The sequence below is a fragment of the Protofrankia sp. CiT1 genome (assembly GCF_917627335.1).
In the GTDB taxonomy this organism is placed as follows: domain Bacteria; phylum Actinomycetota; class Actinomycetes; order Frankiales; family Frankiaceae; genus Protofrankia.
Genome location: NZ_CAKJTP010000149.1, coordinates 1,068 through 1,629, shown reverse-complemented (window position 1 = coordinate 1,629; position 562 = coordinate 1,068). Strand labels below are relative to the sequence as shown.

The window sequence follows — 562 nt, the reverse complement described above, 5'->3', positions numbered from 1 at the left end:
CAGCGCCAGCGTCGGGGCCGGTGCCCGCGCCCGTGCCGGGTGTGCTGGCGAACGCCTTGAGCAGCTCGGTGCATGCCTGGCGTCCCTCGGCGCAGGCACGCACAACCTCGTCGTGACGCGGATCGCCGGCCGGCAGCGCCAGCCCGTTCTCGCGCAGGAGGGACTCCGGTTGCCAGGTGTCGGCCAGGCACCAGGAGCCCTCCAGGCGGGACCAGCCGGTAAGGGCGCCGTCGCCGAGCAGCCGAACCTGCGCCTCAAGCGTCGGGAGCGCGCCAGGGCGTTCAAGACTGCCAGAAAGTCCGGCGCCGGCCGTGCGCAGCGTGGCGGTGACACCGTGCACCGCGCCGCGATGCCTGCGTACCGCCTGCGCCAGCGGGCCGCTGGTATTCCCGCCAGCCAGTGCCCTGACTATGCGGACGCGAAAGGGCGCGGTCGCGACAGAGGCCGTGGACGGGAACACCGCGCGTTCCCCCGCGAGGCGTTCAGTGACGTCCGGGTCGCGCTTGACCGCGCAGACCGGGCACAGGCGTTCGCCCGGAGCAAGCCTCAGCCGGCCGGGAAT

General features: G+C 73.7%; 1 protein-coding gene. It reads right to left on the bottom strand.

What is annotated here, in order from left to right; translation table 11 throughout:
- A partial coding sequence (locus MJ785_RS17885) for a hypothetical protein (RefSeq protein ID WP_239381881.1) occupies positions 1 to 562 on the bottom strand: 562 nt, incomplete at both ends.